The organism is Streptosporangium sp. NPDC048886 (assembly GCF_055586905.1).
The window spans coordinates 59,520-83,556 of sequence record NZ_JBVJHH010000007.1 but is presented as its reverse complement, the minus strand read 5'-3'; the positions used below and the strand labels follow the sequence as shown (position 1 = coordinate 83,556).

Here is a 24,037-nt window from a genome sequence, read left to right as displayed (position 1 = left end):
GGGTCTAGGGTCGGGGATATATACGGCGGAGAAGTCAAGTCCCGGATGAACAGAGGGTGCGCATGACGGTACGGCGGGTGATGGGCATCGAGACGGAATACGGCATCTCCGTGCCCGGACAGCCGGGGGCCAACGCGATGGTGACCTCCTCCCAGGTCGTCAACGCCTATCTGGCCGCCTCGGCCGCCAGGGCGCGGCGGGCGCGGTGGGACTTCGAGGAGGAGAACCCGCTGCGCGACGCCCGGGGCTTCGACCTGTCCAGGGAGGTGGCCGACCAGAGCCAGCTCACCGACGAGGACCTGGGCCTGGCCAACGTGATCCTCACCAACGGCGCTCGGCTCTACGTCGACCACGCCCATCCCGAATACTCCACTCCCGAGTGCACCAACCCGCGGGCCGCGGTGATCTGGGACAAGGCGGGGGAGCGGGTCATGCACGACGCCGCGGTCCGCGCGTCGGCGATCCCGACCAACGCCCCGATCCAGCTCTACAAGAACAACACCGACAACAAGGGCGCCTCCTACGGCTGCCACGAGAACTACCTGATGCGGCGGGCCACGCCGTTCGCCGACATCGTCAGGCACCTGACGCCGTTCTTCGTCTCCCGGCAGGTCGTCACCGGCGCAGGCAAGGTCGGCATCGGCCAGGACTCGCGGGGCGAGGGCTTCCAGATCAGCCAGCGGGCCGACTTCTTCGAGGTCGAGGTGGGCCTGGAGACCACGCTCAAGCGGCCGATCATCAACACCCGGGACGAGCCGCACGCCGACCCGGAGAAATACCGCCGCCTGCACGTCATCATCGGCGACGCCAACATGTCGGAGATCTCGACCTACCTGAAGCTCGGCTCCACCGCGCTGGTGCTGGCCATGATCGAGGACGGCTACTTCACCCGCGACCTCGCGGTCGAGAACCCCGTCCAGGCGCTGCGCGCGGTCTCCCACGACCCGACGCTCAGATACGAGATCGCGATGCGCGACGGCCGCAAGCTCACCGCCGTCCAGCTCCAGATGGAGTATCTGGAGCTGGCCCGCAAATACGCCGAGGAGCGCAGCGGCAACGGCGTGGACGAGCTCACCAAGGACGTCCTGGACCGCTGGGAGTCGGTCCTGACCCGCCTGGCCGAAGACCCGATGCAACTGTCCAGGGAGCTGGACTGGGTGGCCAAGCTGGAGCTGCTGGAGGGCTACCGCACCCGCGACGGCCTGGCCTGGTCCCACCCACGCCTGCAGCTCGTCGACCTGCAATACTCCGACATCCGCCCCGACCGCGGCCTGTACAACCGGCTGGTCGCCCGGGGCCGGATGCAGCGCCTGGTCACCGAGGAGGAGGTCCAGCGGGCCATCGAGGCGCCGCCCGGCGACACGCGGGCCTACTTCCGGGGCCGCTGCCTGAGCCAGTTCAGCGAGTCGGTCGCGGCCGCCTCCTGGGACTCGGTCATCTTCGACATCCCCGGCCGCGAGTCCCTGCAGCGCGTCCCGACCTTGGAGCCGCTGCGCGGCACCAAGGCCCACGTGGGCGAGCTGTTCGACCGCTGCCGCACGGCCGCCGACCTGGTGAACGCGCTCACCGGCGAGTAGGGCCGATCCTGTCGCGGGGCGCCGGCCGGAGCGGGCCGCCGCCCTGCGGCCCGTGCCCGCCGAGGGTGCGGACGGCGTGTCCCGCCCGGGTCCCCGGCGCCGCCCGGATTGACGGGCGGCGGACAACCGGGGTACGTTCCGGGTGTTTTGTGGCGGTGCGAGGGAAATCCGGTGAGATTCCGGTGCGGTCGCGCCACTGTAACCGGCCCAAGGGCCGGGAGCCAGGTCACTCGGCCGCCACCGACCTACGAAAAGGGACGCGTCAATCCCGAAGGAGGTGGCCGTGAGCCAGATCTCTGCTCCGCACGCCCAGCCCATCCCATGGATCTCCCTCACCCGCTGGCTGCTCGCCGTACCGGTGCTGCTGCTCATCGCCTACCTGGTCGCCTTCGACCAGGGAGCGATCTCGCAGGCCGGGAATTACCTGCACGAACTCATGCACGACGGGCGCCATCTGCTCGGCGTTCCGTGCCACTGAGCCGCAAGTGATCATCAAACTCATCGTCCGGGGCATGCTCGTCGGACTGCTCGCCGGGTTGATCGCGGCCGCCTTCGCCTACACCGTGGGCGAGCCGCGCATCGACCAGGCCATCGCGCTGGAGGAGGCGGCCGCGGCCGCCGCCCCGGCCACCGGATCCCACTCCCACGGGGAGGCCGCGCCCGCGGGGCACTCCCACGGCGAGGACGAGGCACTGGTCAGCAGGGACGGCCAGCGGTTCGGCCTCTTCCTCGCCCTCGGCCTGTACGGGCTGGCCGTCGGCGGGCTGTTCGCCCTCGCCTACGCGGCCCTGCGCGGCCGGGCCGGGCCCCGGTCGGAACCGGCGCTCGCGGTCACCCTCGCGGCCGCCGCGTTCACCGCGATCGTCCTGGTGCCCTTCCTGAAGTATCCCGCCAACCCGCCCGCCGTCGGCGACCCTGAGACGATCAACCAGCGCACCGTGCTCTACCTGGTCGCCGTGGCCATCGGGATCCTCTCCGTCGCCGCGGGCGCGGCCACCCACCGCTACGCCGACCGGAGCGAGCCGTGGCTGCGCTGGGCGGCGGCCGGCGCCGCGGTCCTGATACCGGTCGCGGCGGCCTGGATCCTCCTGCCGGAGATCAGCGAGGTGCCCCAGGGCTTCCCCGCCGACCTGCTGTGGGACTTCCGGATCGCCTCCATCGGCACCCAAGCGGTCTTCTGGCTCGGCGTCGGCGCCCTGTTCGCCTTCGCCGCGCGCAGGCGCAGCCCGGTGTGACGGCCCCCTCGGGGGTCACGCGGCTGCTGCTGGTCTGCCACGCCTCGACCCAGGCGACGGCGCGGGCCGCGTTCCCGGGCGACGAACCGCTCGACGGACGCGGCCTGCGCCGGGCCGCCGGCCTGGCCGGGCACTTCGGTCACGGCCCGGCGGCCTGCGCCACGGAGCTGCGCTGCACCCAGACGGCCACGGCGCTCGGCCTGCGGATCGACCCCGACCCGCTGCTGGCCGACTGTGACCACGGACGCTGGAGCGGCCGGACGCTGGAGGAGGTCGAGGCCGCCGAACCCGAGGCCCTCGCCGCCTGGCTCACCGACCCCGGCGCCGCGCCCCACGGAGGGGAGTCGGTCGCCGGGCTCCTCGGCCGGGTGGCCGGCTGGCTCTCCCACCGGGCCCCCGGCCGGACCGTCGCGATCACCCACCCCTCGTTCATCCGCGCCGCGGTCGTCCACGCCCTCGGCGCCCCCGCCCCAGCCTTCTGGCGCGTCGACGTCGCGCCGCTGGCCCGCGTCGCGCTCACCGGGCGCGGCGGGCGCTGGCGGCTGAGCTACCCGGCGTGACGACATCCAAGGAGATCCCGAAAGTGCGTGACCCGCGCTACCCCTTCACCGCGATCGTGGGGTCGGAGGAGCTGAAACTCGCGCTCATCCTCAACGCCGTCTCCCCCCGCGTCGGCGGGGTGCTGGTCCGGGGCGAGAAGGGGACCGCCAAGTCCACGATCGTGCGGGCGCTGGCGGCGCTCCTGCCCGCCGTCGAGGCGGTGGACGGCTGCCGCTTCTCCTGCGACCCCGCCGCGCCGGACCCCGAGTGCCCGGACGGGCCGCACCGGGACCGGACGGCGGCCGCGCGGCCCGCGCGCCTGGTCGAGCTGCCGGTCGGCGCCTCCGAGGACCGCCTGGCCGGCTCCCTCGACCTCGAACGCGCGCTCACCGAGGGGGTGAAGGCGTTCGAACCCGGCCTCCTGGCGGCCGCCCACCGGGGCGTCCTCTACGTCGACGAGGTCAACCTGCTCCACGATCACCTGGTCGACCTGCTGCTCGACGCCGCCGCGCTCGGCACCTGCTACGTCGAGCGCGAAGGGGTGTCGGTACGGCACGCCGCCCGGTTCCTGCTGGTGGGCACCATGAACCCGGAGGAGGGAGAGCTGCGCCCGCAGCTCCTCGACCGCTTCGGGCTGACCGTGGAGGTCCGGGCGTCGCGGGAGCCGTCGCAGCGGGCGGAGGTGGTGCGGCGGCGTCTGGAGTTCGAGGCCGGACCGGCCGGGTTCGCCGCCCGCTGGTCCGGGCAGGAGCGGGCGCTGGCGGCACGCATCGCCGAGGCGCGGGCCCGGGTGGCGCAGGTGGTCCTGCCGGACTCCGCGCTCCGGCAGATCGCCACGGTCTGCGCGGCGTTCGAGGTGGACGGCCTCCGGGCGGACCTGGTCACCGCGAACGCGGCGATCGCCCACGCCGCCTGGCAGGGCCGTACCGCCGTCACCGCCGACGACGTGCGGGAGGCCGCCAGGCTCGCCCTCCCGCACCGCCGCCGCCGCGACCCCTTCGACGCCCCCGGTCTGGACGAGTCCAAACTGGAGGAGATCCTCGACCGGTTCCCCGACGGCCCCGACGACGATCCGGACGGCCCGGACCCCGGCGGCCCCGGTGGCTCCGGCGGGGACGGCCCGGGGGAGGGGGGTCCCGCGGGGGACGGCCCCGGCCGGGACACCTCGGTGAACGACGGTCGCGGGGAGGACGGCCCGGCGGACCGCTCCGGCCGGGACGCCGCCGGTGAGGACCGCGCCCACCCCGGCGCTCCGGCCGCCGGCCCCGCACGGCCCGGCGACCCGTCGCCGGCCGCCGCTCCGGGGCCGGCGGCCGGGGGCGCCCGCCGAGACCAGACCTTCGACGCCTTCGACGCCGACCCGGCGCGGCCCGCCAGGCTGTTCACCGTCCCCGGCGTCGGAGCCGGCGCCCCCGGACGGCGGTCACGGGCCACGACCCCCCTCGGCCGGACCACCGGCGCCCGGACCCCCCGGGGCCGCCCCGCCTCCCTGCACCTGAAGGCGACCGTCGGCGCCGCCGCGCCGTACCAGATCAGCCGGGGCAGGAGCGGTCCCGGCCTGCTGCTGCGGCGCGACGACCTCAGGGAGGCCGTCCGCGAGGGCCGCGAGGGCAACCTGGTGCTGTTCGTCGTGGACGCGAGCGGATCCATGGCCGCCCGGCAGCGCATGCGCGCGGTCAAGACGGCCGTACTGGGCCTGCTGCTCGACGCCTACCAGCGGCGCGACAAGGTCGGGCTGGTCACCTTCCGCGGCAGCCGCGCCGACCTCGTGCTGCCGCCCACCTCCTCTGTCGAGGCGGGCGCCGCCCGGCTGCGCGAGCTGCCCACCGGCGGGCGCACCCCCCTCGCCGCGGGGCTGCTGCGGGCCGCCGAGGTGCTGCGAGTGGAGCGCCTGCGCGACCCGGCCAGACGCCCGCTGGTGGTCCTGGTCACCGACGGACGGGCCACCTCCGGCACCGTCGAGGACTCCCACCGCGCCGCCGGGCTGCTGGCCGGGGTGACGGGCGTGGTGGTGGACTGCGAGGGCGGGCACGTCCGCCTCGGCCTGGCCCGCTCCCTGGCGGAGCGGATGGGCGCCGAGACCGTGCGCCTGGACGACCTCACCGACCTCGCCGGGATGATCCGTGAGCGCCGGAGCGCCGCGTGACGGCGCCCGCACGACGATGAAAGGTGATCAACGATGCCCCAGGGCAGACCGGTCAGCGTGCCCGACGACGGCCTGACCACCCGGCAGCGCCGCACCCGGCCGCTGCTGATCGTGCACACCGGCCCCGGCAAGGGCAAGTCCACCGCCGCCTTCGGCCTGGCCCTGCGCGCCTGGAACCAGGGCTGGCCGATCGGGGTGTTCCAGTTCGTCAAGTCGGCCAAATGGCGCATCGGCGAGGAGCGCGCCCTGCGGGTGCTCGGCGACTCGGGGGAGGGCGGGTCGGTCTCCTGGCACAAGATGGGGGAGGGCTGGTCCTGGATCCAGCGCCCCGGCACCGAGGAGGACCACGCCGCCGACGCCCGCGAGGGCTGGGAACAGATCAAACGCGACCTCGCCGCCGAGACGTTCCGCCTGTACGTGCTCGACGAGTTCACCTATCCGATGAAGTGGGGCTGGATCGACGCCGACGAGGTGGTCGACACCCTGGCCGGGCGGCCGGGCGGCCAGCACGTCGTCGTCACCGGACGCGACGCCGACCCCCGCCTGGTCGCCGTCGCCGACCTGGTGACGGAGATGGGCAAGGTCAAGCACCCCATGGACGCCGGGCAGAAAGGCCAGAAGGGCATCGAATGGTAGCCCGCCTGGTCATCGCCGCCCCGGCCTCGGGGGCCGGGAAGACCACCGTGGCGACCGGACTGATGGCCGCGCTGGCCCGCCGGGGGATGGCGGTCTCCCCGCACAAGGTGGGACCCGACTACATCGATCCCGGATACCACGCCGTGGCCACCGGCCGCCCCGGGCGCAACCTCGACCCGTGGCTGGTGGGGGAGGAGCTCGTCGCCCCGCTGTTCCTGCACGGCGCGGCCGGGGCCGACCTCGCGGTGGTCGAGGGGGTGATGGGCCTGTACGACGGGGCGGGCGCGAGCGAATACGCCTCCACCGCGCACGTCGCCAGGCTGCTCGACGCCCCCGTGGTCCTGGTCGTGGACGCGGCGAAACAGAGCCGGTCCGTGGCCGCGCTCGTGCACGGGTTCGCCTCCTACGACACCCGGCTCAGGTTCGGCGGGGTGATCCTCAACAGGATCGGCTCGGCCCGGCACGAGGACCTCTGCCGCGAGGCCCTGGCCGAGAGCGGCGTCCCGGTGCTGGGCGCGATCCGCCGCAGCGACGCCGTCTCCGTCCCCTCCCGGCATCTCGGCCTCGTCCCCGCCGCCGAACGCCGGACGCAGGCCACCCGGGCCGTCGACGCCGTCGCCGCCCTCGTGGCCGGCTCCTGCGACCTGGAGGAACTGGTACGGCTGGCGCGCACCGCGCCGCCGCTGCGCGCCCGCCCGTGGAGCCCCGGCCCGGCCGGGCCCGTCGCGGCGGACGCACCGGAGACGGCGGCCACCGGGGCCGCGCCGACCACTGGGACCGCGCCGACCACTGGGACCGCGCCGGCCACTGGGACCGCGCCGGCCACTGGGACCGCGCCGGCCACGACGAGGATCGCGGTCGCCGGCGGCCAGGCGTTCACCTTCGGCTACACCGAACAGGCCGAACTCCTGACGGCCGCCGGAGCGGAGGTCGTCACCTTCGACCCCCTCACCGACGAGGCCCTGCCCGAGGGGAGCCGGGGGATCGTCATCGGCGGCGGCTTCCCCGAGGTCTACGCGGCCGAGCTGTCGGCCAACGAGCCGCTGCGCAAGGAGATCGCCGCCTTCGACGGGCCGATCTCAGCCGAGTGCGCGGGCCTGCTGTATCTCGCCCGGAAGCTGGACGGCAGGCCGATGTGCGGGGTCCTGGACGTCGAGGCCGGGATGACCGGCGCGCTCACCCTCGGATACCGGGACGCGGTGGCCGTCCGGGACTCGGTGCTGACCAGGGAGGGTGAGCGGTACCGCGGCCACGAGTTCCACCGCACCGCCGTCCGGCCCGCGCCGGAGCGGCCCCTGTTCCGCTGGCGGGGCGGCGGCGACGGGTTCGCCGATGGCCGGGTGGTCGCCTCCTACCTGCACCTGCACTGGGCCGGCGGCCCCCATCTGGCCGCCCGGTTCGTGGCGGCGTGCCGCTAGTGCTCGGCTCCTCCTCGGGCGGGCCGGCCCCGGCCGGCACCGGTCGCGCGTCTCTCGTGAGGATGGGCTGATCTACGATGTGAAGTGCTGGGGCCGGGCCGTGGGCAACCGCGGCGACGCGACCGTCACCCCCTCCAGCCGGAGGACATCCGACAGCAGGCGCGCGGCCTGCCCGGCGCTCATGCGGGCCGCCGGATCGCGCCGGAGCAGCCCCTCCAGGACCGCCCGGAGCGGTCCGGCCTTCGCCGGCGGGTCCGGATTCCTGGTCATCGCCGTGCCCAGCACCGCCGGGGAGTCGGAGCCGGGATACGGTGCGCGCCCCTCCACGGCGAAATACAGGCTCGCCCCGAACGACCACAGATCGGCGGCCGGGGTCGCCGGCCTGCCCCGCAGCCGCTCCGGCGCCAGGTAGCCGGGCGCGCAGCCGATCGGCACGGTCGTCGAGGCGCTCGCCTCCCCGCTCAGCGCCGCGATCCCGAAGTCCGACAGCACCACCCGGTCGCCGGTCAGCAGGACGTTGCCCGGGTTGATGTCGCGGTGCAGCACACCCGCCCCGTGGGCGTGCCGTAGTCCCGACAGCAGCTGGAAGCCGATCCAGGCCGCCCAGTGGACCGGCAGGTGGCCCAGGTGCCGTACCGTCTCCTTCAGCGTGAGGGCCTCCAGCAGCTCCATCACGATCCAGAGCCGTCCGCCCTCCTCCAGCAGGTCGTGCACCGAGACCACCGCCGGGTGGTTCAGCCGCCCGGCCGAACGCGCCTCGCGCAGCGCCCTGCGGCGCGCCTCCTGCAGGTCCGCCCCATGTTCCCGGAACAGCGGCTGAATTTCCTTGATGGCCACATTCCGGCGGAGCCGTGAATCGTGGGCGCGCCACATGATGCCCACGCCGTCCCGCCCGATCGGTGAAATCAGCTGATAACGGCCACCCAGTAGCCGTGTGTTTCCCGTTCCCGTTCCCATGAACCATCCGTTGCAGTAGAAGCCGGGCCCCTCAGCTGATTCATGTTTACATCTGGAACGGTGCACGCCGCCGCCGTGATAGGTGATTGCGCATAACGATTGAGTAGCACGGATAGCCGAGTATTGAACGGGTGCGGCGGAGTTTTGATTGCCTTCTTAATTCCGGCGGGCAATCGGTGATCGGTGCGGTCCGGCGGTGCCGCCGGGCCGCACCGGGTCAGGCCGCGCTGTCCGGCCGCACCAGACCGGGCCGCGCCGGGACGGCCACGTTGGCCAGCATGGCCGAGGTCTGCTCGGCGCTCAGCCGCGCCCTCGGGTCCTTGCGCAGCAGCCCGCGCAGGACCGGCTCCAGGGGGCCCGCCCGGCGCGGCGCGCGCGCCGGCTCCCGCAGCGCCTCCACCAGAGCGGCCATCGAGTTGACCGTGCGGAACGGGGTCCGGCCCTCCACCGCCATGTAGAGGGTCGCCCCGAACGACCACATGTCCGCCTCACGGGTGCCGCCCCGGCCGTGCAGCGCCTCCGGCGCGATGAACGCCGGCGTGCCCCGCATCGAGGTGTTGGTCGCCCCCTCGGGCGCGGCGAAGCCGAAGTCGGCCAGCACCACCCGGTCGCCGGTCAGCATGATGTTGGCCGGCTTGATGTCGCGGTGGATCACCCCGCCGTCGTGCGCGTGCCGCAGCGCCTCCAGCAGGCGGCGGCCCATCGCGGCCACCAGGTCCGCAGGGAGCGGCCCGGCCTGGACCAGCGTGTCGTGCAGGGTCAGCGCCTCCAGGAACTCCATGACGATCCAGAGCCGCTCGGCCTCCTCGGCCAGGTTGTGCACCGTGACGATGCCCCGGTGGCTCAGCCGCGCCGCCATCCGCGCCTCGCGCACCACCAGGCGCCGCCGCTCGGCCGCCTCGGGCCCGGGTGGGAGGACGATCTCCTTGAGCGCCACCTCTCGTTCGAGCAGCAGGTCGTAGGCGCGCCAGACGACGCCGGTCGCTCCACGGCCGACGGGGGAGACGAGTTTGTACCGGCTGGCGACGATGGTGCTCACCTGCCAATGATCGCAGTTTCGTCCCCCTCGGGCCTAACTGGAGCGGTCCGGGCGTGTCAGTAAGAATACGGAAATATGTGAATCTACCAAGTAAAGGCGGTCAGACGAGGCCGATGCCCAGCAGCAACGTCCCGGCGCCCAGCGACACCCCGCCCAGGACCGTCAGCCAGATCAGCCTGTTCGGCTTGGTGTCGGAGGGGCGGACGACCGACAGGAAGAAGCCGATCGGCATCAGGATCGGTGCCGCGACGATCAGGACGCGGGCGAGGGTCTTCAGGCCGTCGGACAGGTCGGCCTGGTCGACGTAGACCATCGCGACGAGCGCGAAGAGCACCAGGATGCCCGCGTGCGCGTGCCCGGCCCGCCACAGGCCCCGCCGTACCGGGTTGTCCAGGTAGCCGGGGATGCCGCGCATGATGTGCGCGAGCAGGGAGACGCCGCCGAAGGCGATGGTGGGCACGGTGATCAGGAGCACTCCGGCGGTGCTCAGCGATGCGGGTGACATGGGGGTCCTTTCATTGGATAGCTGCGCTAGCCAATTATTGGATAGGGTCGCTATCCAGTCAAGTGGGGAAGAATTTGCCTCAGGGGGGCGGGAGCGGGTTCTCTGACAGGCAGGACCTCGGAGCGGCCGCGACGCGTTCTCGCGAAGATCGCGGGACGATCCGCGCGAAATGTCTGCCGGTTCGGGGAAGATATGAAGCACAAGCGTCCCCCAAGCGGAGGTGCCACAGATGGCGAGCAAGGAGACCGGCGGGCAGAAGCACGGCAGCCGGAGCGACAAGGACGTGGAGGAGACCACCACGGTGGACACCTCCGACGTCCAGGAGCGCAACGAGAAGCTCTCGGACGACGTCGACTCGATCCTCGACGAGATCGACGAGGTCCTCGAGGAGAACGCCGAGGAGTTCGTGCGGAGTTACGTCCAAAAGGGCGGCGAGTAGAAGACGGGTCCGGACAAACGGTCAGGCTTGAGGTGGATTCAACGGTCAGTCCGGAAACCCGTCCCGGCCGCGGGCCGGCCGGGCCGGTCGCCGAGTCCGGACCGGCACGCGGATGGCGGACGGCCGCGCCCGCCATTGCGAGGAGCACTTCCCGAAGGGGCTCCACCTCGGACCGCGGTAAACGGAGGGCTGGGCGGGGGAAGACTCTCCGGGTGCGGCCCGGGGTTTCCGAAGGGACGAATACTGTCCGAAATACAAAAGAGTCAGTTCGCACGCCGAATTCAGCCGTAATCAATCACAGTCTGACGGGCATGCCGCTTGCCGGGGGCCCGGCCGCACCCACCTGACACGCTCCGGTGGGATCACCGGCCATGCCACAGGGTGAGAAGGGACGCGCTCAGCCCGATCTCGTCAGGTGAACGGTCGCGATCTCGAAGGGGCGCAGCGGCAGCCGCACCACGCCGCCGGCGACCTCCAACCGCCCGCCCGCCACACCGAGCACGTCGGAGTGGCGGGCGGTGGCGAACGGGCCGCGGATGACGGCCTCGGTGGCCGAGGGGTGCTCGGCCACGAGACGGATCTCCAGCACGTCGCCGCGCTCGCGCAGCGCCGTGAGCACCACTCCCGCGCCCTCGACGGTGATGGGCGTGCCGGCGCCCCCGGCGGACGTGCCCGGGGAGGCGGCGGGAAGGCGGCCCGACCCCGGCACCGCCAGCAGCGCGTGCCGATACTCCTCCGCCAGGCGCGGCAGCCCCGCCTCGTGCCAGGCGCCCGCGTGGGGCAGTACGGCCAGGCGCATCGTGACCGGCCCGGGGCACTGGGCGGCGGGGGTGGGGAGCTGGGGGCCGGCGGGCTCGTCGCGGTAGGCGTGGCGGTCCCTCGACAGCAGCCCCACCGAGCGGATCAGGGTGAGCGCCAGCTCGCGGCCGGTCAGCTCGTACTCGGTCACCTGGTCCAGCAGGACCGCCAGGCCGCCGGCGGTGACGAAGCCCTCGGCGGGGAAGGTGGGCAGGGGGGTCTCGCCGCAGCCGCCCTCACCCGTCAGGCCGCGCCGCACCACCGAGAGCTGCCCCTCGGAGAAGGACTCCGCCGCCGGCCGGGGGAGCGGCGCGTGCCAGCGGACCCGATGGTCGCGGCAGCGGTTGTCGAAGGAGATCTCCAGGCGCAGGTAGGGCTCGCCCGCCCGGAGCTCGGCCCGGGTGGTGACGGTGACGCTCTCGGTGGCCTCCGAGCGGGCCTGCGGCGTGCCGCCGGCCGGCCAGGCGTACACGCGGCGGATCTCCAGCACCGACACCAGCGGCCCGGCGTAGACGCTCTCCACCTCGACCCTGACGGGGGTGTCGACGAGGGCGTCGGCGCGGGGCGGGGCGTGGTTGTAGGTGTCGCCGGCGTCGCCGCCGTCGACGACGCGGCCCACGCCGTGGGCCTCGGCGCCGGCCGACGACAGCGACAGGGTCCCGTCGGGGGCGACGGTGACGCGGAGCAGGCCGTTGTCGAGCGTGCCGTCGGCCGGGCGCTCCCAGCCGGGCGAGTCCGGCGCGGCGGCCCGCGCGGGTGTGGAGGTCAGCACGGTACGGCCCAGCGGCGCGACGGTGACGTGGGCGGCGACGGTGACGACGGGCTCGGCGAGGGTGCGCACCCGCCAGGGGCCCGGCCGGGCCGCGGCGCCGCGCAGCACCGCGGCCCGGAGGTCGGCGTAGTCGTAGCCGCTGGTGGCGTGGCGGCCGACGACGATGGTGAAGACGTTCTCGGAGACGTCCGCGGAGGCGGACCAGGAGACGATCTGCAGGCCGAGGAGTTCGCGCTCGTGAACCCGGCCGAGGAGCCGGGTGAGGTCGTCCATGACGGTCTCGTCGAGGAGGGTGGGGGCCAGCTCCAGCCGCTGCGACGGCACCCGGCCGCCGTCCGGGGCTGACAGGGCGGCGCGGCTGTCGGGCAGGTCGGCCAGGACCAGGGCGGTGCGCGGGAAGGGCGAGGGGTTGACGACCACGAGGTCGTCGCGGCCGGCCCGGTCGGCGAGGGAGGCGCTGACCATGTCGACGACGGCCTGGCCGATCTGCTCGGCCTCGGCGATGCGGGCGGCGACCTGCTGGGCGGTCTCGTCGGCGCCGCAGCCGGTGATGGAGTCGTGGCCGCTGCAGGCGATGAGGCGGCGCCAGGCCATGTCGAGCAGTTTCGAGGCGGCCGTGCTGCCGGGCAGCCAGAGCGCCGCCAGGGGTTCGGCGTAGCGGGTGACGACGCGCTCGGCGCGGGCCATGGCCTGTTTGGCGGGCATGCGGGCCGAGAGGACGCCGGGCAGGATGTTGGCCCGGGCGTGGGAGCGCAGCTCGCCGTGGACGGCCGGCAGGCCCGTGACGGCGGGGTCCTGGGCGGTGACGTAGTCGTGGAGGGTCGCGACGCGCAGCCCGGCGGCGGTGATGTCGGCGGCCGGGGCGCTGTGGTCGGCGCCGTACATGGCCAGCAGGGGGCCGGTGGGACGCCAGGGGCGCATGGTCTCGGTGAAGGCGGCGAGACGGTCGGCGAGCGCCTCCGGAGGGCCGCTGAACAGGGCGACGGCGTTGCCGTACCCGCCAGGGAGATACTGGGTGCGGATCGCGGTGCCGTCGGCGCCGACCCAGGCGAAGGCGTCGCGGTCGACGGAGGCGGGCACGCCGCGCCACAGGCAGGCGTGCCCGAGGCCGGCCTGGCGCAGGATCTGCGGCATCTGGGCGCAGTGCCCGAACTGGTCGGGCAGATACCCGACCCGCATGACGCCGCCGAGCTCGGCGGCGCCGCGCATGCCGTACTCGAGGTTGCGGATCAGCGTCTCCCCGGCGCAGAGGAACTCGTCGGCGAGGATGAGCCACGGTCCGGCGGCGAGGCGGCCCTGCGCGATGAGCCCCCTCACCTCGGGGAGCCGTTCGGGGCGGATCTCCAGATAGTCCTCCAGGGCGGCGAGCTGGCCGTCCATGGTGAACCGGTAGCCGGGGTCGGCGGCCATGGTGTCGAGGACCTCGTCGAGCATGCGGACCAGGCCGAGCCGGAACCGCTGGAACGGCAGGTACCACTCGCGGTCCCAGTGGGTGTGCGGGACGACCACGATGTCAGGCGTCATGCGCCTCGCCTCCGGTCGACGGCCCGGCGACCGACCTGATGATTCTCTGGGCTGTCACGATGTCGGCCAGGCCGCCGGCGAGCCCGGTGAGCGGGGCGGTGCCCTCGGTGGCGAGGGCGTGGAAGGCCTCGAGCTGGCGTTCGAACGCCTCGGACACGTCGCGGTGGACGGTCCTGACCTCCGTCGTCCCGTCCAGGGAGCTGGAGGTCAGGACCGTGGGGGCGTTCATCAGATAGGGGGAGGGGAAGACCAGCTCCAGTGTGCCCTCCTCGTGGTGGACGCTGACGGTCTCCCGGTAGGCGGGGTGGCCGGGCAGGTAGTGCCAGCGCAGGCTGTAGCGGCCCTGCCGCAGGGCTCCGCCGACCTCGATGGAGGGCCCCTCCCACACGGCGGTGTGCTCGACGGTGGCGGGCGGGCCGCTGAAGGTGCGCATGAGCGCGAGGTCGTGGCAGAGGCTGCCGAGCACGACCCCCGAATACAGTGACCTGATCGGTGCGGGCGCGGCTCCGAGGGCGGTGTCCAGGGCCTTCTCGTCGGCTCTGATCCAGGGTTCGAGGGCCGCCGGGGACGGCCGCGAGGGCCGGACACGGGCGAAGGCGAGCTGGGCCTCGCCGGTGGGGTGCAGCACGGTGACGTCCAGGTGCCGGACGGTGCGCCCCTCCAGCAGCGCCACCGCCCGCCGCACGGCCGGGTCGTACTGTTTCATGTAGCCCACCATCAGCCGCGTCTCGTTCTTCAGCGCGCGCGCCTCGGCCTGGCTGTAGGCCAGGGGCTTCTCGCACAGTACGGCGAGGCCGCGCTCCAGGGCGGCGGCGACGAGGGCCCCGTGGGTCCCGGCGGTGAGCACGATGAGCGCGTCGAAGCCGCCCCGGTCGAGCATCGTCATGGGGTCGGCGCACCAGCGCGCCCCGAGCCGCCGCCCGACGGACTCCGCCTGCGCGGGGTCGAGGTCGCACACGTCGGTCACCTCGAACAGCTCCCGGCGCCTGGCCAGCAGCGGCAGGTATATGACCTGCGCGGCGACGCCGAGCCCGGCGACCGCGATCCTCATGTGCACAGTGCCATCACCTCGTTGCGGAAGGTCTCCAGCCGGTGGGGGCCGGGCCGGGCCGGGACGGTGACCCGGTCGCCGACGACGGCCCGCCGCATGTCCGGCCCCCACAGCACCAGCCCGTCGCCGCCGACGACCAGGAAGTCGTCGCCGTGGCGGAGCAGCAGCGGCCCGTCGGGGGTGGCGGACACGGCGGTGGCGCCGGTGCGCAGCCCCTCCAGGGGGTCGCCGCCGAGCACCCAGGTGGTGGGGTCGCCGGGCGGATGGCCCTCCTCGGGCCGGTGGTAGTCGCTGCCGCCGACCATCGCCGCCCCCGCCGACCAGATCTGGGTCCAGGCCAGCGGCGCGCCCCAGGTCCGGTCCCACCAGCTCCAGTGCCACACCTCGACGGCGGGTGGCCGCGTGGTCATGGGGTGGCGCCAGGCGCAGTCGCCGGCGACGGGGTGGTTGATCGACAGCACCCCGCCCCTGTCGCGCACCTCCCGGGCCCACCGGTCCGGGCTCTGGCGGAAGTCGATCCAGCCGATGTCGCCGAAGGCGTTGGCGTGGCCGAGATCGGTGGTGACCTCCTGGCCGGGGACGAGGGTGATGGAGGCGAAGGTGGCGGCGGCGGGCAGCTCGGCGTGGTGGCTGACGGTGTTGTGGTCGGTGACCGCGAGGAAGTCCAGGCCCCGGTCGGCGGCCAGGCAGGCCAGCTCGGAGACGCTGAGCGAGCCGTCGGAGTGGACGGTGTGGGCGTGCAGGTCCCCGGCCAGCCAGCGCAGCCCGCCGAGCGAGGGCAGGCCGCGCCTGGTCGCGGCCGGCTCGCGGGGCGGGGGAGGGGGCCGCAGGCCGGGCCGGGCGGGCGGGGTGAGGGGCGGGGACAGGTGCGGGATGACCCTCAGCTCGTACGGCAGGCCGCCCGGCGGGACGCGGTGGAGGCCGAGGAGGACCCGCCAGAGGCCGGGCTCGGGCTCGCCGGACAGGTAGCCGGGGGTGGCCCAGGTGGGGGTGACCGTGTATTCGGAGCGGGCGCCGCCGGACCAGCCGCGGAAGCCCAGCGGCCCGTGGCAGCCGAGGTCCAGCACACCCGCCGAGCGGTCGTAGGACAGCCGGACGGTGAAGCCCCGGGCGTCGGCGGGCAGCTCGAACGGGACGTCGTGGACGGGGGCGGCCAGCCGGTCCTCCAACGTCCACCGGCCGGTGACGCGCAGCGCCCTCATGCCTGCCCGGCCAGTCGGTCGTCGCGGTAGACCAGGGCGCGCCCGCGCCGGGGGACCGCCCAGGCGGCCGCGCCGACGGCGGGCTCGTGACCTTCGGGGACGACGGCCTGGACGAGGTGGCCGGCGCCCTCCAGGGTGACGAGGGTCGCGGTGCCGAGGTTCTCCAGCACGGCGACCTCCCCGGCGAACCCGTCGTCTCTTCTGGTGGCCGACAGGTCGGTGTACTCCGGGCGCACGCCGTACACGACCCGCTCGCCGTCGGGCAGCCCCTCGGGTGCGGGCAGCACCGCCCCCGCCACGTGGAGCGCGCCGCCGCCGGCCTCGCCGGGCAGCAGGTTCATCGGGGTGGCGCCGATGAAGGAGGCGACGAAAGTGGTGGCGGGCCGGTGGAAGATCTCGGCCGGGGTGCCGACCTGGGCGATCCGCCCGGCGTCCATCACCGCGATCCGGTGGGCCAGGGCGAGGGCCTCGCCCTGGTCGTGGGTGACGAACACGGTGGTGACGCCGAGCTCGTCCTGCAGGCGCTTGAGGAAGGTGCGGGCCTCCAGTCGGAGCCGGGCGTCGAGGTTGGACAGGGGCTCGTCGAACAGGAAGGCCCGGGGACGGCAGGCGATGGCCCGGGCGAGCGCGACCCGCTGCTGCTGGCCGCCCGACAGCTGCCCGGGACGCCTGCCGAGCAGCTCGGTCAGGCTGAGCCTGGCGGCGACCTCGGCGGCCCTGGCCTCCCGCCGGACGCGGGGCGTCTTCTTGATCCGCAGAGGGTAGGCGATGTTGGCGGTGACGTCCATGTGGGGGAAGAGGGCGTAGTCCTGGAAGACCATGGCGACGTCGCGGCGGCCGGGCGGCAGCGCCGTCACGTCGCTCCCGCCGATGCCGATCCTTCCGGAGGTGGGGGTCTCCAGGCCGGCGATGCTCCGCAGCAGCGTGGTCTTGCCGCAGCCCGACGGGCCCAGCAGCGCGAAGAACTCCCCCTCCCCGACGTCGAGGTCGAGGGAGTCGAGCGCCCGCGCTCCCCCGGGGAACACCTTGGTCAGACCCTGTACGGAGATCACCGCTTGATCCCTCCATGGAAGCGGAAGCCGTACCTGCTGCTGACGAACAGGTACATCAGTACCACCGGCAGCGAGTAGAGCAGCGAGAACGTCGAGATGAGGGCGAGGTCGGGCTGGCCGCCCTCGGTGTAGAGGGTGTAGAGGACGACCGCGCTGGGGGACTTGCCGGGGTCGCGCAGCAGGATGTACTGCATCAGGAAGCCGCCCCACACGCTGGCCACCGCCCACACCGCGACCGTGGCCAGGCCCGGCCGCACGAGGGGGACCACGATGTGCCGCAGGATCTGCAGCGGGGAGGCGCCGAAGACCCGCGCGGACTCCTCGTAGGAGGTGGGGGTGGCGTCCATGAAGTCCTTGAGGATGAAGATCGCCGCCGGGAGCAGGCCGCCGGAGACGACGAGGACGACCCCGAGATGGGTGTCGACGAGGCCGAGCCGGGTGGCCAGCTCGAAGATCGGCACCATCGCGGCGGTGCCCGTGACGACCGACGAGAGCAGCAACAGCACGTACAGCAGGGCGTCGCGGCCGGGCACCCGGACCCGGGACAGGGCGTAGGCGGCCAGCGCGGCCAGGACGACCACGGTCACCGCCGCGCCGCCCGCCTGGATCACGGAGTTGCCGATGGAGCCGAGCGCGTAGGGGTTGTCGAGGATGGCGCGGAAGTTGTCCAGCGTGAACTCCGGCGGCGACACCGTGACGGAGGGGTGCGCGTCGAAGGGCGCCGAGGCCAGCCAGAGCATCGGCAGCGCGAAGAAGGCGACGACGACCGCCAGGAAGGCGGCCGAGGCGAGCCGGCCCAGCACGTGCCGGACGAGGTTCATCCGGAGACCTCCCGCCGCTCGCGCAGCAGGCGCAGGTAGGCCAGGGCGAAGACGAGGTTGATCAGGAGGATGAGGAAGGAGACGGCGGCGCCGAAGCCGAGCTGCCCGCCGCGCAGGGCGGTGCTGTAGACGTAGAAGGGCAGGATCTCCGACCGGCCCTCGGGCCCGCCCGCGGTGATGAGGAACGGGGTGAAGTCGTTGAAGGTCCACAGGCTGGTCAGCAGCACGTTGGTGAGCACGTGTCCCTTGATCCGGGGCAGGACCACGTCGCGCAGCTGCTGGAAGGTCGAAGCCCCGGCCAGGCGGGCGGTCTCCAGGTGGGACGGGGGGACGTTCTCCAGCGCCGCCGCGTAGAGCATCATCGAGAAGGCGGTGCCCCGCCAGGTGTTGAACACGATGATCGACAGCATCGGGTGGTCGAGCAGCCAGGCCGCGCCGGGGGTGCCGAGCAGGGCGTTGAGCGTGCCGCCGTCACGGTCCAGCAGGGCGATCCACAGGAACGCCACCACCGATCCCGGCAGGATCCACGACAGCAGCACCAGCCCCTCGACCAGCCGCCGCACGGGCCCGCGCCGGTCGCGCATGATCCACGCGAGGGCGAACCCCAGCCCCGCCTGCCCGATGATCGCCGATCCCAGCACGTACTGCACGGTCAACTGGAGCGAGTTCCGGAACCGTCCGTCGCCGAGGGCCGTGACGTAGTTGTCGGCCCCCACCAGCCGGGGCTCCGCCGCGGCCAGGCCGGTCAGCCGGTAGTCCGTGAGCCCGAGATAGACCGTCCAGACAGCCGGGAATATCAGGAAAACCCCGATGAGCACGAGCGCGGGCAGCACGAACCCGACCGCCCGTGCCCGGCCCAGCCCCGCCGCGTCGGTGCTCACGGCGTGCTCACGGCGACGCCGCGCGTCGCGGCTCGGGTGCCGATGACCGACGGCTTCCCTCGCTCCTCGGTCCGGTTGGCCGGTACGGCCTTGGGGTCAGTCGGCGAGGTTGCCGGAGCCACCGACCAGTCCTTCCACTTTGGCCCGGTAGGCGGTGGCGGCCTGTTCGGCGGTCCGGCCGGCGACGACGTCCGCCGTCGCCTCCTGCAGGGCGGCCGACACCTGGGGGTAGACGGCCAGGCCGGGGCGGTAGGCGGTGATCGGCAGGACCTCCTCGGAGATGAACCTCAGCATCGGGTCGGCGGCGAGGACCTCGGCGTTGACGTCGGAGCGGGAGGTGACGCGGGCGGCCCCGGCGAGCTCGGCCTTGACCGCCTCGGCGGAGTGCATGAACGACAGCAGCTCCCATGCCTGCCGGGGATTCCTGGAGAAGGGGTTCAGCACCCGTACGGCCCCGCCGGACATGCTGACGAAGTCCTGGCCGCGGATCCCGGCGCCGGGCCGCATGGCGGGGATCTTGGCGTAGCCCACCACCCGGTCGCGGTCGGCCATCGGGGCCACGCCCACCTTGGGGTCGATCACCGCCCGCCAGAAGTAGTCACCTTCGGCGAGGATGCCGATCCTGCCGTCGGCGAACTCGGCGAAGGACTTGTCGCGGCCCTTGGCCTCCTGCTGGAGCTTCGGGTCGCCCAGCCCGCCGGCGTAGATCTGCCGGTAGAACCCCAGCACGTCCTTGACCGCCTGGGAGGAGCCGGCCCACTTGCCGCCGGCGTAGATCTCCGCGCCGGCGCCGGCCAGCAGGGGCAGCGCGCCCTGCATCGCGGTCGCCTCGCCCATCGCGGTGCCCGCGTTGATCTGGATCGGCGTCACGCCGGGGACCTTCTTCAGCGCGGCCCCCGCGTCGAGGATCTCCTGCCAGCTGCCCGGCTGCCACCGCTCCGGCAGGCCGGCCTGCCGGAACAGTTCCCTGTTGTAGTAGAGGACCCGCCCGTCGGTCCCCTGCGGCAGCCCGTACTTCTTGCCGTCGAAGATGCCCAGCCCCTGCACGGCCTGGGGGATCTGTCTCCACCCCTCCCATGTCTCCACGGCCGCCCCGCCCACCTCGGTGAGCGGTTTGACGTATCCCGCCTGGGCGAACTCGCCCACCCAGATCCCGTCGAGGTCGATCACGTCGGCGCCGGTCCTCGACTTCAGATCCAGCGCGACCTTGGTCTTGTACTGCTCGTCGTCCACGCCGTTCGGCTGGAACAGGACGCGGACCTCGTGTCCGGCGGCCTTCTGCGCGGCCTCGAACCGGGGGATGACCCACTGCTTGATCCAGTCGGCGCCGGCGGCGTTCTTGCCGCCGGAGATGGAGTTGGCGGTGATGGTCAGGGTGGTGCCGCCCGCCCCGGCGGGGGCGCCGGAGCCGCAGGCGGGCAGCGTGAGGACGGTGGCGGTAAGTGTCGCAATCAGGACCGGTCGGCGGAAGAGTCTCACGGTGACCTCTTCTTGGGGGTTAGGCATGTCACGACAACTCGACGATTACACGGGCTTACCCGGGCGTAAAGATTCAAAGATCCGATCGGAGGTGGTTCGCGCTGAGCTGATCCAGGGAAGTGCAAGCAGCACGGCAAGATGAGTAAGGTCGGGCCTTAAAGGACCGCACCTTTGGAGGGAGTCGCGTGGGATCGCACAGGGACCTGCCCGCCGGCATGGTGAATCACATCTTCACGAACAGCGGCATTTCCTCGTTCACCGAGTTCGTCGGCTCCTACGCGCCGGACTTGTTGCCCGGCCGGAACGAGGCCCTGGCAGCGCCGGTCGGCGACCGGATTCCACATGCCACCACGATCGTCGCGGCGACCTGCGCGGGCGGTGTGGTGATGGCCGGTGACCGCCGGGCGACCTCGGGCAACATCATCTCCCAGCGGGACATGGAGAAGGTGTTCCGGACCGACGACTACTCGTGCATGGGCATCGCCGGGGCGGCGAGCACCGGCATCGAGATGGCCCGGCTCTACCGGGTCGAGCTTGAGCACTACGAGAAGATGGAGGGCCGCACGCTCTCGGTGGCGGGCAAGGCCAACCGGCTCGCCACCATGATCCGCGGAAACCTCGGCATGGCGATGCAGGGACTGGTCGTGGTGCCGCTGTTCGCCGCCTACGACCCCGAGATCGACGGTGGCCGGATCTTCGGCTACGACGTCGGAGGCGGCCCCTACGAACAGCAGCAATACCATTCGATCGGGTCCGGCTCGATCTTCGCGCGCGGCGCCCTGAAGAAGCTCTACCGAGAGAACGCCTCGCCGGAGGACACCGTGCTGGCGCTCATCCACTCCCTCTACGACGCCGCCGACGACGACTCGGCGACCGGCGGCCCCGACGTCACCCGCAAGATCTGGCCGGTCGTCGCGCTGATCACCGCCGACGGCTTCCGCCGCCTGTCCGACGACGAGGTGGCCGGATACGTCCACACCGTCCTCGACGAGCGGATGAGCTCCCCCGACGGCCCCGCCGCCCCGCTGCGCTAACACGAGAGGAACACCCCAGGTGTCCATGCCTTTTGGATATGTCTCGCCCGAGCAGCAGATGCGGGACAAGGCGGACTACGCGCGCAAGGGGATCGCGCGGGGCCGTAGCGTCGTCGTTCTGCAGTACGAGCACGGCATCCTGTTCGTCGCCCCCAACCCCTCGCGTGCCCTGCACAAGATCAGTGAGATCTACGACAGGATCGGGTTCGCCGCGGTCGGCCGCTACAACGAGTTCGAGGCGCTGCGGCTCGGCGGCATCCGCTACGCCGACATCAACGGCTACAACTACGCCCGCGACGACGTCACCGCGCGGGGCCTGGCCAACCTCTACGCGCAGAACCTCGGCCAGATCTTCACCGAGTCGATGAAGCCCTTCGAGGTCGAGATCGTGGTCGCCGAGGTGGGCGACTCCTCCGACGAGGACCACATCTACCGCCTCACCTTCGACGGCTCGGTCTTCGACGAGACCGGCCTGGTGGCGATGGGCGGTCAGGCCGAGGCGGTCGCGGGCCGGCTCAAGGAGCGCTACCGCGACGGCCTGCCGCTGGCCGAGGCGCTGGAGGCGGCGCTGTTCGCGCTGACCGAACCGGGCGGCGAACGCTCCCCGGCGAGCCAGCTCGAGGTCGCGGTGCTCGACCGCAACCGGCCGCACCGCAAGTTCCTGCGGCTCACCGGCCCGAGGCTGGAGCGGCTGCTGGCCGAGGGGGCCGGGGCGGCCGCGCCGGCCCCCGAGCCCGGGGCGGCCGACGCTCCGCCCACCGCGCCCGAGGGGGAGATCGACACCGGCTCGGGCGGCTGACCACGCGACGGCGAGCGCCGCGCCCCCCACGCGGGGGGCGCGGCGCTCGCCGTGTGATGCGGATCACCGGGTCCCCGGGCAACCGGACCCCCGCAGCCGTCGTCGTATCGGGCATGAAGCGCTCCCTGCCGGCTGTCGCCGCCGTGTTCTCCCTCGCCCTGGCCGGGGCGGTCCCCGCCGAGGCCGCGACGGTCCCCGACTTCCCCGTGCCGAAGATCTTCGGCACGACGTTCCAGGCCGACCCCGGCCACGACTTCACCAAGCGCATCAGCCCCCGCAAAAACGGCATCCTGCGCGGCTGGATCACCCATGTGAGCACCGGCCAGGTGGAGTACACGCCGATCAAGTGGGTGAAGGACAAATACAGCGAGGGCCACTTCGTGGGCCCGTCGGAGGGCCACGTCTCCGCCTACGCCTCGCCTGTCGCCAAGAAAGTCGTCTTCCTCAGCGCCTTCGGCTGCTCGGCCGATCTGGCGGGCTTCACCGTGAACAGGCAGGGTCTGGGCGCCAAGCGCTGCTCCCGCGCGACGTTGCTGGCCCGGGTCAAGGAGTATCGGCGCCCGGCGCTGATCACCGTCTACCGGGGGGAGATCGTCAAGCTCCAGGAGATCTACACCCCCTGAGCCGGGCCGCACGGCCGCCGCGCGCGGCCGTGCCCGTGCTTAGCAGTACATCGCCCGGGGCATAAGCCGTACGACCGAAAACCTCATTGATCCCTCCCGCAAGAGGGGTTCGGCGAATAGTGTGAGGCAATGGATCGTCGCATCTTCGGGCTTGAGAACGAGTACGGCGTCACCTGCACGTTCAGGGGGCAGCGGCGGCTGTCACCCGACGAGGTCGCGCGTTATCTATTCCGCCGGGTCGTCTCATGGGGCCGATCGAGCAACGTCTTCCTGCGCAACGGCGCCCGTCTCTATCTGGACGTGGGCAGCCATCCCGAGTACGCCACCCCCGAGTGTGACAACGTCGTGGAGCTCGTCACCCACGACAAGGCGGGGGAGCGGATCCTGGAGGGTCTCCTCGTCGACGCCGAGAAGCGGCTCCGCGAGGAGGGCATCGCCGGCGACATCTACCTGTTCAAGAACAACACCGACTCGGCCGGAAACTCCTACGGCTGCCACGAGAACTACCTGGTGGGGCGGCACGGCGAGTTCGGCCGCCTGGCCGATGTGCTGATCCCCTTCCTGGTGACCCGGCAGATCGTCTGCGGCGCCGGGAAGGTGCTGCAGACCCCCCGTGGCGCGGTCTACTGCGTCTCCCAGCGGGCCGAGCACATCTGGGAGGGCGTCTCCAGCGCGACCACCCGGTCGCGCCCGATCATCAACACCCGCGACGAGCCGCACGCCGACGCCGAGCGCTTCCGCCGCCTGCACGTCATCGTCGGCGACTCCAACATGAGCGAGACGACCATGCTGCTCAAGGTCGGCGCGACCGACCTGGTGCTGCGCATGATCGAGGCGGGCACGGTGATGCGTGACCTGTCGCTGGAGAACCCGATCCGGGCGATCCGGGAGGTCTCCCACGACATGACCGGGCGGCGGCGTGTGCGGCTGGCCAACGGCCGTGAGGCGTCCTCGCTGGAGATCCAGCAGGAATACCTCTCCAAGGCCCGTGACTTCGTCGACCGCCGCGGCGGCGACGAGACCAGCCACCGGGTGCTGGAGCTGTGGGAGCGCACGCTCAACGCCGTCGAGACCGGCAACCTGGACCTGGTGGCCCGCGAGATCGACTGGGTGACGAAATACCAGCTGATCGAGCGCTACCGCAAGAAGTACGACCTGCCCCTGTCGAGCCCCCGGGTCGCCCAGCTCGACCTGGCCTACCACGACGTGCACCGCCGCCGCGGCCTGTTCTACCTGCTGCAGAAGCGCGGCGCGGTGGAGCGGGTGGCCTCCGACCTGAAGATCTTCGAGGCCAAGTCGGTGCCGCCGCAGACCACCCGGGCGCGCCTGCGCGGGGAGTTCATCCGCAAGGCGCAGGAGAAGCGCCGCGACTTCACCGTCGACTGGGTGCACCTGAAGCTCAACGACCAGGCGCAGCGCACCGTGCTGTGCAAGGACCCCTTCCGCAGCGTGGACGAAAGGGTGGACAAACTGATCGCGGGAATGTGATGGTCACGCTTCGGCAAGATC

General features: G+C 72.7%; 22 protein-coding genes and 1 riboswitch. Of the genes, 12 read left to right on the top strand and 10 right to left on the bottom strand.

All coding sequences use genetic code 11. From position 1 onward, the window contains the following. The first annotated feature begins 62 nt into the window (after positions 1-62). From dop to ACZ6R6_RS10425, 7 genes are all read left to right on the top strand, one after another. Positions 63-1,577 (top strand): depupylase/deamidase Dop, encoded by a 1,515-nt coding sequence (gene dop, locus ACZ6R6_RS10455; RefSeq protein ID WP_306869132.1) that lies wholly within the window; start codon positions 63-65, stop codon positions 1,575-1,577. 136 nt (positions 1,578-1,713) lie between these two features. Continuing rightward, positions 1,714-1,830: riboswitch (cobalamin riboswitch) on the top strand. A gap of 30 nt (positions 1,831-1,860) precedes the next feature. Continuing rightward, positions 1,861-2,055 (top strand): CbtB domain-containing protein, encoded by a 195-nt coding sequence (locus ACZ6R6_RS10450; RefSeq protein ID WP_306869134.1) that lies wholly within the window; start codon positions 1,861-1,863, stop codon positions 2,053-2,055. 7 nt (positions 2,056-2,062) lie between these two features. Continuing rightward, positions 2,063-2,812 (top strand): CbtA family protein, encoded by a 750-nt coding sequence (locus tag ACZ6R6_RS10445; RefSeq protein ID WP_470092034.1) that lies wholly within the window; start codon positions 2,063-2,065, stop codon positions 2,810-2,812. Then, positions 2,809-3,372 (top strand): histidine phosphatase family protein, encoded by a 564-nt coding sequence (locus tag ACZ6R6_RS10440; RefSeq protein WP_470092032.1) that lies wholly within the window; start codon positions 2,809-2,811, stop codon positions 3,370-3,372. Before ACZ6R6_RS10445 ends, ACZ6R6_RS10440 begins: the two co-directional genes overlap by 4 nt. A 23-nt stretch (positions 3,373-3,395) precedes the next feature. Next, positions 3,396-5,498 (top strand): putative cobaltochelatase, encoded by a 2,103-nt coding sequence (locus ACZ6R6_RS10435; protein WP_470092030.1) that lies wholly within the window; start codon positions 3,396-3,398, stop codon positions 5,496-5,498. A 33-nt stretch (positions 5,499-5,531) separates the two neighbouring features. Beyond that, positions 5,532-6,134, top strand: coding sequence for a cob(I)yrinic acid a,c-diamide adenosyltransferase (gene cobO / locus ACZ6R6_RS10430; protein WP_470092028.1), 603 nt, complete (start codon positions 5,532-5,534; stop codon positions 6,132-6,134). After that, on the top strand, positions 6,128-7,552 hold the full coding sequence (locus tag ACZ6R6_RS10425; protein WP_470092026.1) for a cobyrinate a,c-diamide synthase: 1,425 nt from the start codon (positions 6,128-6,130) through the stop codon (positions 7,550-7,552). Before cobO ends, ACZ6R6_RS10425 begins: the two co-directional genes overlap by 7 nt. 72 nt (positions 7,553-7,624) lie before the next feature. Here ACZ6R6_RS10425 and ACZ6R6_RS10420 read toward each other — a convergent pair whose 3' ends face one another. The 3 genes from ACZ6R6_RS10420 to ACZ6R6_RS10410 all read right to left on the bottom strand — a co-directional run bounded on the left by ACZ6R6_RS10420 (position 7,625) and on the right by ACZ6R6_RS10410 (position 10,053). Continuing rightward, a complete protein-coding gene (locus ACZ6R6_RS10420) occupies positions 7,625-8,509 on the bottom strand; it encodes a serine/threonine-protein kinase (protein WP_470092024.1) in 885 nt (294 codons plus the stop codon). Positions 8,510-8,726: 217 nt separating this feature from the next. Further along, positions 8,727-9,548 (bottom strand): serine/threonine-protein kinase, encoded by an 822-nt coding sequence (locus ACZ6R6_RS10415; protein ID WP_470092022.1) that lies wholly within the window; start codon positions 9,546-9,548, stop codon positions 8,727-8,729. A gap of 100 nt (positions 9,549-9,648) precedes the next feature. Next, positions 9,649-10,053, bottom strand: a complete 405-nt coding sequence (locus ACZ6R6_RS10410) for a hypothetical protein (RefSeq protein WP_470092020.1) — start codon at positions 10,051-10,053, stop codon at positions 9,649-9,651. 229 nt (positions 10,054-10,282) lie between these two features. Between ACZ6R6_RS10410 and ACZ6R6_RS10405 the strand changes: the two genes are divergently transcribed. Continuing rightward, a complete protein-coding gene (locus ACZ6R6_RS10405; RefSeq protein ID WP_306869159.1) occupies positions 10,283-10,492 on the top strand; it encodes a ubiquitin-like protein Pup in 210 nt (69 codons plus the stop codon). Between the two features lie 397 nt (positions 10,493-10,889). Here the strand turns inward: ACZ6R6_RS10405 and ACZ6R6_RS10400 are convergent, their stop codons facing one another. From ACZ6R6_RS10400 to ACZ6R6_RS10370, 7 genes are all read right to left on the bottom strand, one after another. Next, a complete protein-coding gene (locus tag ACZ6R6_RS10400) occupies positions 10,890-13,586 on the bottom strand; it encodes a glycoside hydrolase family 38 N-terminal domain-containing protein (RefSeq protein ID WP_470092018.1) in 2,697 nt (898 codons plus the stop codon). After that, the gene (locus ACZ6R6_RS10395) at positions 13,576-14,637 is read right to left on the bottom strand and encodes a Gfo/Idh/MocA family protein (RefSeq protein WP_470092016.1); all 1,062 of its coding nucleotides are present in this window, start codon (positions 14,635-14,637) and stop codon (positions 13,576-13,578) included. Before ACZ6R6_RS10395 ends, ACZ6R6_RS10400 begins: the two co-directional genes overlap by 11 nt. Further along, a complete protein-coding gene (locus tag ACZ6R6_RS10390) occupies positions 14,634-15,839 on the bottom strand; it encodes a CehA/McbA family metallohydrolase (protein ID WP_470092014.1) in 1,206 nt (401 codons plus the stop codon). The genes ACZ6R6_RS10395 and ACZ6R6_RS10390 overlap by 4 nt, the downstream gene beginning before the upstream one ends. Then, positions 15,836-16,891 (bottom strand): ABC transporter ATP-binding protein, encoded by a 1,056-nt coding sequence (locus ACZ6R6_RS10385; protein ID WP_470092012.1) that lies wholly within the window; start codon positions 16,889-16,891, stop codon positions 15,836-15,838. The genes ACZ6R6_RS10390 and ACZ6R6_RS10385 overlap by 4 nt, the downstream gene beginning before the upstream one ends. Further along, positions 16,888-17,712 (bottom strand): carbohydrate ABC transporter permease, encoded by an 825-nt coding sequence (locus ACZ6R6_RS10380; RefSeq protein WP_470092010.1) that lies wholly within the window; start codon positions 17,710-17,712, stop codon positions 16,888-16,890. Before ACZ6R6_RS10380 ends, ACZ6R6_RS10385 begins: the two co-directional genes overlap by 4 nt. Next, entirely contained in the window at positions 17,709-18,593 is an 885-nt protein-coding gene (locus tag ACZ6R6_RS10375) for a carbohydrate ABC transporter permease (RefSeq protein WP_470092008.1), read from the bottom strand. The genes ACZ6R6_RS10380 and ACZ6R6_RS10375 overlap by 4 nt, the downstream gene beginning before the upstream one ends. A gap of 96 nt (positions 18,594-18,689) precedes the next feature. Continuing rightward, entirely contained in the window at positions 18,690-20,072 is a 1,383-nt protein-coding gene (locus tag ACZ6R6_RS10370; protein ID WP_470092006.1) for an extracellular solute-binding protein, read from the bottom strand. Positions 20,073-20,257: 185 nt separating this feature from the next. Here ACZ6R6_RS10370 and prcB point away from each other — a divergent pair, with 185 nt between their 5' ends. From prcB to pafA, 4 genes are all read left to right on the top strand, one after another. Further along, the gene (prcB, locus tag ACZ6R6_RS10365) at positions 20,258-21,106 is read left to right on the top strand and encodes a proteasome subunit beta (protein WP_470092004.1); all 849 of its coding nucleotides are present in this window, start codon (positions 20,258-20,260) and stop codon (positions 21,104-21,106) included. Positions 21,107-21,131: 25 nt separating this feature from the next. Further along, on the top strand, positions 21,132-21,905 hold the full coding sequence (gene prcA, locus ACZ6R6_RS10360) for a proteasome subunit alpha (RefSeq protein WP_306875687.1): 774 nt from the start codon (positions 21,132-21,134) through the stop codon (positions 21,903-21,905). A 113-nt stretch (positions 21,906-22,018) separates the two neighbouring features. After that, positions 22,019-22,528 carry a hypothetical protein gene (locus ACZ6R6_RS10355; RefSeq protein ID WP_470092002.1) on the top strand — a complete coding sequence of 170 codons (510 nt, stop codon included), beginning with the start codon at positions 22,019-22,021 and terminating at the stop codon, positions 22,526-22,528. A gap of 129 nt (positions 22,529-22,657) precedes the next feature. After that, positions 22,658-24,016: a Pup--protein ligase gene (gene pafA, locus ACZ6R6_RS10350; protein ID WP_031161482.1), complete on the top strand. Its 1,359-nt coding sequence runs from the start codon at positions 22,658-22,660 to the stop codon at positions 24,014-24,016. Positions 24,017-24,037 lie beyond the last annotated feature (21 nt).

Coding starts and splice junctions, on each gene's coding strand:
- dop (WP_306869132.1), top strand. CDS start 63: ATGACGGTACGGCGGGTGATGGGCATCGAGACGGAATACGGCATCTCC.
- cobO (WP_470092028.1), top strand. CDS start 5,532: ATGCCCCAGGGCAGACCGGTCAGCGTGCCCGACGACGGCCTGACCACC.
- ACZ6R6_RS10425 (WP_470092026.1), top strand. CDS start 6,128: ATGGTAGCCCGCCTGGTCATCGCCGCCCCGGCCTCGGGGGCCGGGAAG.
- ACZ6R6_RS10420 (WP_470092024.1), bottom strand. CDS start 8,509: ATGGGAACGGGAACGGGAAACACACGGCTACTGGGTGGCCGTTATCAG.
- ACZ6R6_RS10410 (WP_470092020.1), bottom strand. CDS start 10,053: ATGTCACCCGCATCGCTGAGCACCGCCGGAGTGCTCCTGATCACCGTG.
- ACZ6R6_RS10405 (WP_306869159.1), top strand. CDS start 10,283: ATGGCGAGCAAGGAGACCGGCGGGCAGAAGCACGGCAGCCGGAGCGAC.
- ACZ6R6_RS10400 (WP_470092018.1), bottom strand. CDS start 13,586: ATGACGCCTGACATCGTGGTCGTCCCGCACACCCACTGGGACCGCGAG.
- ACZ6R6_RS10395 (WP_470092016.1), bottom strand. CDS start 14,637: ATGAGGATCGCGGTCGCCGGGCTCGGCGTCGCCGCGCAGGTCATATAC.
- ACZ6R6_RS10390 (WP_470092014.1), bottom strand. CDS start 15,839: ATGAGGGCGCTGCGCGTCACCGGCCGGTGGACGTTGGAGGACCGGCTG.
- ACZ6R6_RS10380 (WP_470092010.1), bottom strand. CDS start 17,712: ATGAACCTCGTCCGGCACGTGCTGGGCCGGCTCGCCTCGGCCGCCTTC.
- prcA (WP_306875687.1), top strand. CDS start 21,132: ATGCCTTTTGGATATGTCTCGCCCGAGCAGCAGATGCGGGACAAGGCG.
- ACZ6R6_RS10355 (WP_470092002.1), top strand. CDS start 22,019: ATGAAGCGCTCCCTGCCGGCTGTCGCCGCCGTGTTCTCCCTCGCCCTG.
- pafA (WP_031161482.1), top strand. CDS start 22,658: ATGGATCGTCGCATCTTCGGGCTTGAGAACGAGTACGGCGTCACCTGC.